The following is a 7,102-nucleotide window of genomic DNA, read 5'->3' on the forward strand; positions in this document are numbered from 1 at the left end:
CGATACCAATTATTTTATAAGAAGACCGTATAAAGATATTATACGCGATCACCCCATGCTTCTTTATTTTGATTCCAAAACGGCCACCTCCCACGACTATCAAGTCGCTATCTTAATGAGTTCGGACATGCTTATTAAATATTTGGAACACAAAATGGATGAGATCGATAATAATACCGGTTCCAACGGCCATGTTCAACCAATAAATTATGATTGGTCTGGAACCAAAATAGATTTAGTAGAGTTGATCTATGCACTAAAACATGCAAAGCTCATAAACAACGGTAATGTCGATGTCAAAGAATTAGCAACGCATATTGGAAAAGTATTCAACATCGAATTAGAAGACAGCATCTACAGGGTGTATCAAGACATCAAGTTAAGAAAAACAGTTCGTACCAAATTTTTAAATAGTTTGGCAGATAACCTCAACCAAAAATTGATGGAAGAAGACTCTTAAATCACACAAGGTCTTCCCTATTTCGGTTTCTATAATAATAGAACAATTTCTTCCAGTTTCACCAGCCTAAATTAAGAGCTGATTAAAAACTAATTTATCAAATAATTGTATTTCAATTGTTTGAATAGTTTTTAGTTAAAATAACACACACCTTGGGTTCGCCTTGTGAATGAAAATTTATGAAATGAAGTTGTTTTGTATCATAACAATTTAAAACCCATAATTATGAATCTACATCCAAAAACACTTTTTCCTGAAACAGAAAATTTAGAACTTTTAAACCATCAATTAGTCACCAAAAAAGATCTATTAAATGTGGTGAATGCATTGCTTAAAGAGCTGCATAGTACCAATAAAGAAGATAAACCTGCCCAATGGCTAAAATCATCTGAAGTTAGAAAACTACTACGCATCTCCCCAGGAACACTTCAAAACCTAAGAATTAACGGCACGCTCAATTTTAAGCGCATCGGCGGCATTATCTACTATAAGTATGAAGACATCCAGAATATGCTAGAAGAATAATCATCTTAAAACCTAAAATCATGAACTACATCAAACACTTAACAGGTTTTTTCGATAAGGTTATTAATGACGATACCTTAAACCCAACACACATCAGTTTATACATCGCGCTTTTTCAATTCTGGAATAGTAACCGATTCCGTAATCCCATTAGCATTTCACGCGATGAAGTCATGCGGATAAGCAAAATAAGCTCTAAAGCAACCTACCATAAATGCTTGAAAAATTTGCATGCCTTAGGCTATATAAAATATGAACCCTCTTATAATCCTTATAAAGGAAGTATGGTACATCTTTATAATTTTTCTGAAAGCCTAAAACCAAAACCAAAAAACAGCAAGGTTTTAGAACAAGTGGCAGACACGTCTTATACTAGTACCGCTACTGGTTCTGAACAAGCAGAAGTACCTTATATAAACAGTATAAACAATACAAAGAATTTAAACAATACAAACATAAAGAAGCAAGCATCTAGTTCTAAAAACGAAACTTCAGATTTAAAAAATCAAGAGGATACTTCAAAACAAAAAAAGTTGCGCCAAAAAAATAAAAGTATGGTGATGCCTAATGAACAGGAACTTATAAAATATTTCCTGGAACAAAACTTCCCTGAACTGGAAGCCAAAAAGTTTTTCAATTACTTCTCTAGCAATGGTTGGTTGGTTGGAGGCAAAACACCCATGGCCAATTGGAAAGCGGCGGCACAAAACTGGATGATCAACAGCAAAAATTTCAATGCACAACACCACCACAACACCGACACAACACCGACAATTCGCCCAAAAAACCTCAGCGCCTCAACCAATAAAAATTATTCAGAACCCCTTTAGCCCCCGCGCAGGCGGGGGTCTCATAAAATTAAATACCTGTTTTAATATGGTATCATACCTGCAAATCCCAATAGCTATCGGGAAGGAATCCACCTCAACCCCAATGCCCAACAACTAACACCCATAAACCAAAATGTACCCCTACCAAAAAGCAATCAATTGGCTAGAATCCAAAGGACAAGAGCTCTTCGGAAACCATTTTAAAATTTACGATGAAGACAAAGCTATCATTTATAAACTCATTGCTTACAATTCAAGCGATGGAAAAATGGCATTTCAACTCGGCATTAATTTAGAAAAAGGAATTCTGCTTTCTGGTCCTATTGGTTGCGGCAAAACAACATTAATGACATTAATGAAATATTTAGCAACCCCTCAAAATAAATACTATGTAAAATCCTGTCGAGAGGTCAGTTTCGAATTCATCAATGAGGGTTACGAGGTCATAAGCAGATATAGCAAACCAAGTTTACACCAATCCAAAGCAGGCATCATCTGTTTTGATGATTTAGGAACAGAAAACAATTTAAAATACTTTGGCAACGAATGTAATGTGATGGGCGAGATTTTATTAAGCCGGTATGATTTATTTATTAGCAAAAAGGTTAAAACACATCTCACAACAAATCTATCTGCATCAGAATTAGAACACTTCTATGGCAATCGCGTGAGAAGCCGACTAAGGGAATCTTTCAACCTAATAGCTTTTAACAACAATTCAAAAGACAAACGAAAGTAAATTTTACCCATGATAATTATACAAGTGTAAAAACCCCAATAATTTACCCTCGTTCACGTCATTGCGAACGAAGTGAAGCAAATGCGAAGCATTCACGAATACCAATTTATTAAAATAAAGTGAATGAGTAATCTCATCATGTAAATCCGTCATTGAGAGTAGTGTAGCCTGTACTGAGCGCTGTCGAAGTATGGTAATCTCATCAAATTACACCGAAACCTAAACTCTTTAGAAGGTCATGTAAAAAGAATAAAAAACACAAAATGTTGTATATTATCCACAAATAAACTTTTTTTGTTGAAAATAAGCAACAAAATGAAATCAAAGAAAAACATAATATTCCCAAAACATCAGGAAATTATGGAGAGTTTGGGAGAAAATATTAAGCTAGCACGTAAAAGACGTAAATTAACAACACTTCAAGTTTCAGAGCGTGCGGATATAAACCGATCAACCTTATATCAAATTGAAAAAGGAAGTCCTAGTGTCGCTATTGGTGCATATTTTAATGTATTACGAACATTAGGCTTACAGGACGATTTCCTAAAACTAGCTGCAGATGATATTTACGGCCGAAAATTACAAGACTTAGGGTTGCTCTAATTTTTATACCCTAAAAGGTATAAATATCACTAAATCACAAATTTTACACCCATAAAGGTGTAATTATAAAATAATTTCCTATATTGTACCCATAAAGGTATAATATAATGGAATGGGATAGAGAAAACACCATAGCCCAATTTGTAAGGGATAGACGTAAAAAAGCAAATCTAACACAAGTAGAGTTATCAGACTTCACTGGTGTAGGCTTGCGTTTTGTGCGCGAACTCGAACAGGGAAAACCAAACGTAATGACCGATAAAGTAAATCAGGTACTATTATTTTTTGGCCACACACTAACACCAACACCTATAAGCGATGAGACAAGGAGAAATCTGGGTAAATAAAACCTTGGCTGGTATATTAACCGAGGACGATAATGGTTATCATTTCAAGTATGACAAAGCATATCTAGGAAATGAAAGCACATTAGCAGTCAGTTTAACCTTGCCATTACAAGAAGAACCATTTAGTGCCGAATACCTATTCCCGTTCTTCGATGGCTTAATTCCGGAAGGTTGGTTATTAGACATCGCACATAAAAATTGGAAAATAAATCCAAGAGACCGCATGGGCTTATTACTAACCACATGTAGAGATTGTATTGGTAATATTAGTATTATAGAGAAAGTATGAACTATTGTTTAGCATGTCATAAAAAACTAGAAGATGGTGAAATAAATTATCATCAAAACTGCCTATCAGTATTTTGGCAAGCAGACACACCTGTACTACAATTAGAGTATGAACTATCTCAAATCGAAGCACTGGCAAAAGAAAACGTTGCGCAACGTATCATTGTTACAGGTGTACAACCAAAATTATCATTGGGTTTCACTCAAGAAAACGCTCAAAATAGGTTAACCATTGTAGGCGCATTAAATGGCAGGTACATTTTAAAACCACCATTTCACATGTATCCACAAATGCCAGAAATTGAAGCACTGTCTATGTTATTGGCAAAAGCTTGCGGGATAGCAACAGTTCCATTTTTATTAATCCCATTAAAAGATGGTGCTTTAGCTTATTTAACCAAGCGTATAGATCGTACTGACAATAACGTAAAATACCCAATGGAAGATGCTTGCCAATTCACAGAACGACTTACAGAACATAAATATCGTGGATCTTACGAGCAAATTGCTAAGGGCATTATAACCTATGCCCAAAACCCATTACTGGATACCGTAAAATTTTATGAGCAAGTTATTGTTTCTTTCCTCATTGGAAATAACGATATGCATTTAAAAAACTTTTCACTCATAGCAAAAGATAGCAAGAACTATGCATTGGCACCTGCTTATGATATGGTTGCAGTTAAATTATTAATTCCAGAAGATCAAGAAGAATTAGCACTAAACCTCAACGGTAAAAAACGAAAAATTAAACGTTTAGATTTTAACGAAGCTATGGCCAAAGCACAAATCCCTGCAAAAGCGATTGAAAACCTCTGGAATCGTATAGAAAAAGGCATGCAACAATGGCAAGAATTAATAAACTGTAGTTTTTTAAGTGATGAAAATAAAACCACTTTAATGGCACTGATAGAAAATAGAGCGAAACAATTAGAGCTCAAAAGTAGTTTATAAGTCTTTATTAATTACAAAATACCACAAGTACATTTTTATTCAAATAACGAATTCCCTTGTTGGTCAATGGTTCGTTTTGCATCTTCTACCATATACATAGTTTTACAATTTGGACAGAAGAGGTAATACTCATAATAATAATTTTGTCCTGGTTTTAGCTTTCGTTTTTTAGGGCTCTTTTTTACGACTAACGTTTCACACTTTCTGCACGCATCACCTTCTTTTTCTATTTTCTGTTCTTGGTAATACTCAATATTTTCTAGATACTCTAAGTACCCTTCATCCTTAATTTTATGTTCAGAATTGATCCCATTACTGGCTAATTGATCACAACGTTCATTTTCAATATGGCCATCATGTCCTTTTACCCAGTTAAATACAACGTCATGTTTATCAATAACATCCAATAATCGTTGCCATAAATCCTTATTGAGCACCAAATTACCTTTTTTCTTAATCCAATGATCTCGTTCCCAACCTACTGCCCATCCTTGTTTAATGCCATCAACAACGTATTTGGAATCTGAGTAAACGGTAACTTTTGCCTTAGTCTTAATTTTTTCTAAACCAAAAATCACAGCCATTAATTCCATTCTGTTATTTGTAGTAAGTTCATAGCCTACAGAAAATTCTTTTATTCTTCCCTTATAGGATAATATCACGCCAAATCCACCCTTTCCAGGGTTGGGTTCCGCACCGCCATCCGAGTAAAGATCTATTTGAGGTAGGTCATCCCAGCTCATATACTAAATAATTATTTTTATAATAGATGACTTCATTGGTCTAGCTAAATTAAGATTGCAGATCATAATCAAACAATGTTTTTTGATAAATATCGCCTTTAAACTTTTTAATTAATTCTCCTATAAACTCATAATGTTTCACATACTGATTCGGAATTGAAAGCAATAGAACTTTTTTACTCTTTAACAATTCCATTTTAATTTTATCCGATGCTATGCGCTTTTTATTTTTATAATGCTCAATCCCATTTATTTCAAAAATAATTTTTGGCTTAAGGCCATGGAAAATAACACCATCAAATTCTTTTTTATTTACCAAAGCATTATGCCTTTCTTCCGGAAACACATCTACTACTTTGATGTTCCGCTCAAAACGCGAACCATTTATAGTACAGTAATGCTGCATTGTTTTATAAAATTCGTCCTCAAACTTCGAATTATTTGAAAATCCAATGGTGAATTTATTAGCAATACTCTGTGAAATTTGAGTGCTGCCATTTTTTTCAACATAAGAAATCAATGCATATAAATCATCATCTTTTTTAGACAAAACATCTATGGCTCTTTTATCGGTTACAACAATTAAATTCTCTTTTGCTCGCGTAACTCCAACATTTATTAATTGGCTATTATTTTTAATCCAATCATAGGTTCTTGGTGTCGTTTGTCCCGAAATTGCCGTAGAAATTATAATCGTTTTATTTTCTTGCCCTTGTATTTTATGAATGGTACCGCAACTTACAGAAGCATCTATATCCCCATGTGCAATTGCTTCATTTAGATAATGGTTTATAACCTCTTCTTGATTTCTAAAAGGTGTTATAATAAAAACATCCGATAATTTATGATCTTTTATATAGTTTACAATGCCAATAGCTTCTTCTATTTGCGAATTTTTATTTTTATGATTTACATTATGTACATCCAATAATTTTAAAGTACCTGCGTTTTTTATTGCCGAAAGATTTAATCTACTCTCATAAAATCGCATATTAGAATAATTGATAATCTTTTCACCACAACGATAATGGTAGCTTAATAAGATATCTCTTGAAATAGTATCTATGTTTTTATAGACTGAAAGTATAGAATTGTTGAAGTAGTCATAACGCGCATCAATCTTAAAATGATTCATGAGTTCTGTGTTTTTACTTTCTTCAAAAACAACAATCGGTTTTAATTGATTGGTGTCTCCAATTAAAACCATATTGCTGCATTTAGAGATGGGTATCAAACTGGTAGCAATATCACACTGCCCTGCTTCATCCATGGTTAATAAATCGAATTTAAAATGTGTTCCTAATTTCCGACTTGAAATATTTGTGGTAAGAATGATGGGAAAAACTCGGGTTAATTTTTTTAAATTCTCGTCATCTACAATCCATTTATTAAATGCTTTTACTTGCTCCTTTTCGTCTTCAATATAGGTTATAGCAACCAAGTCACTATAAGCCTTTGTTTTTAGCCGTTTTATGTATCTTAAAGACTCAAAGTAAAAATATTGAAGTAACTGATAATTGTCTTTTATAACCTCAAATATACCTTTAATAGTAGCGTCTGTGGTTTCAGGAATTTGATTGAGTCGTGTTTCTAGTGCTATTTTTTCTTGCTTA

10 protein-coding genes are annotated in these 7,102 nt (G+C 33.6%); 8 read left to right on the forward strand and 2 right to left on the reverse strand.

The features are described from left to right. From ABYI63_RS16965 to ABYI63_RS17000, 8 genes are all read left to right on the forward strand, one after another. Positions 1–460: RteC domain-containing protein (locus ABYI63_RS16965; protein ID WP_372758051.1), on the forward strand; the 460-nt coding region annotated here is incomplete at its 5' end. A gap of 225 nt (positions 461–685) precedes the next feature. Next, positions 686–985: a helix-turn-helix domain-containing protein gene (locus tag ABYI63_RS16970; RefSeq protein WP_372758052.1), complete on the forward strand. Its 300-nt coding sequence runs from the start codon at positions 686–688 to the stop codon at positions 983–985. Positions 986–1,005: 20 nt separating this feature from the next. Beyond that, complete coding sequence (locus ABYI63_RS16975; RefSeq protein WP_372758053.1) at positions 1,006–1,815, forward strand: transcriptional regulator; 810 nt, start codon at positions 1,006–1,008, stop codon at positions 1,813–1,815. A 133-nt stretch (positions 1,816–1,948) separates the two neighbouring features. After that, positions 1,949–2,554, forward strand: a complete 606-nt coding sequence (locus tag ABYI63_RS16980; protein WP_372758054.1) for an ATPase — start codon at positions 1,949–1,951, stop codon at positions 2,552–2,554. Positions 2,555–2,869: 315 nt separating this feature from the next. Further along, positions 2,870–3,157, forward strand: a complete 288-nt coding sequence (locus tag ABYI63_RS16985) for a helix-turn-helix domain-containing protein (RefSeq protein ID WP_372758055.1) — start codon at positions 2,870–2,872, stop codon at positions 3,155–3,157. A gap of 107 nt (positions 3,158–3,264) precedes the next feature. Beyond that, positions 3,265–3,504, forward strand: coding sequence for a helix-turn-helix transcriptional regulator (locus ABYI63_RS16990; RefSeq protein ID WP_102996206.1), 240 nt, complete (start codon positions 3,265–3,267; stop codon positions 3,502–3,504). Continuing rightward, positions 3,476–3,793 (forward strand): HipA N-terminal domain-containing protein, encoded by a 318-nt coding sequence (locus ABYI63_RS16995; protein ID WP_372758056.1) that lies wholly within the window; start codon positions 3,476–3,478, stop codon positions 3,791–3,793. The genes ABYI63_RS16990 and ABYI63_RS16995 overlap by 29 nt, the downstream gene beginning before the upstream one ends. Beyond that, positions 3,790–4,746, forward strand: a complete 957-nt coding sequence (locus ABYI63_RS17000) for a HipA domain-containing protein (RefSeq protein WP_372758057.1) — start codon at positions 3,790–3,792, stop codon at positions 4,744–4,746. The genes ABYI63_RS16995 and ABYI63_RS17000 overlap by 4 nt, the downstream gene beginning before the upstream one ends. Positions 4,747–4,781: 35 nt before the next feature. On the opposite strand, the gene rnhA is transcribed toward ABYI63_RS17000, so the two are convergent. Both rnhA and ABYI63_RS17010 read right to left on the reverse strand, forming a co-directional pair. Beyond that, the gene (gene rnhA, locus ABYI63_RS17005; RefSeq protein WP_372758058.1) at positions 4,782–5,489 is read right to left on the reverse strand and encodes a ribonuclease HI; all 708 of its coding nucleotides are present in this window, start codon (positions 5,487–5,489) and stop codon (positions 4,782–4,784) included. Between the two features lie 49 nt (positions 5,490–5,538). Beyond that, positions 5,539–7,102 (reverse strand): DEAD/DEAH box helicase (locus ABYI63_RS17010; RefSeq protein WP_372758059.1); only part of this gene is annotated, 1,564 nt, incomplete at its 5' end.

The organism is Mariniflexile sp., assembly GCF_041583155.1.
Taxonomy (GTDB): domain Bacteria; phylum Bacteroidota; class Bacteroidia; order Flavobacteriales; family Flavobacteriaceae; genus Mariniflexile.

What these genes read in the sequence shown, in the direction of transcription:
- ABYI63_RS16990 (WP_102996206.1), top strand. Translation starts at nt 3,265, where the DNA reads ATGGAATGGGATAGAGAAAACACCATAGCCCAATTTGTAAGGGATAGA.
- rnhA (WP_372758058.1), bottom strand. Translation starts at nt 5,489, where the DNA reads ATGAGCTGGGATGACCTACCTCAAATAGATCTTTACTCGGATGGCGGT.
- ABYI63_RS16995 (WP_372758056.1), top strand. Translation starts at nt 3,476, where the DNA reads ATGAGACAAGGAGAAATCTGGGTAAATAAAACCTTGGCTGGTATATTA.
- ABYI63_RS16980 (WP_372758054.1), top strand. Translation starts at nt 1,949, where the DNA reads ATGTACCCCTACCAAAAAGCAATCAATTGGCTAGAATCCAAAGGACAA.
- ABYI63_RS17000 (WP_372758057.1), top strand. Translation starts at nt 3,790, where the DNA reads ATGAACTATTGTTTAGCATGTCATAAAAAACTAGAAGATGGTGAAATA.
- ABYI63_RS16975 (WP_372758053.1), top strand. Translation starts at nt 1,006, where the DNA reads ATGAACTACATCAAACACTTAACAGGTTTTTTCGATAAGGTTATTAAT.
- ABYI63_RS16985 (WP_372758055.1), top strand. Translation starts at nt 2,870, where the DNA reads ATGAAATCAAAGAAAAACATAATATTCCCAAAACATCAGGAAATTATG.
- ABYI63_RS16970 (WP_372758052.1), top strand. Translation starts at nt 686, where the DNA reads ATGAATCTACATCCAAAAACACTTTTTCCTGAAACAGAAAATTTAGAA.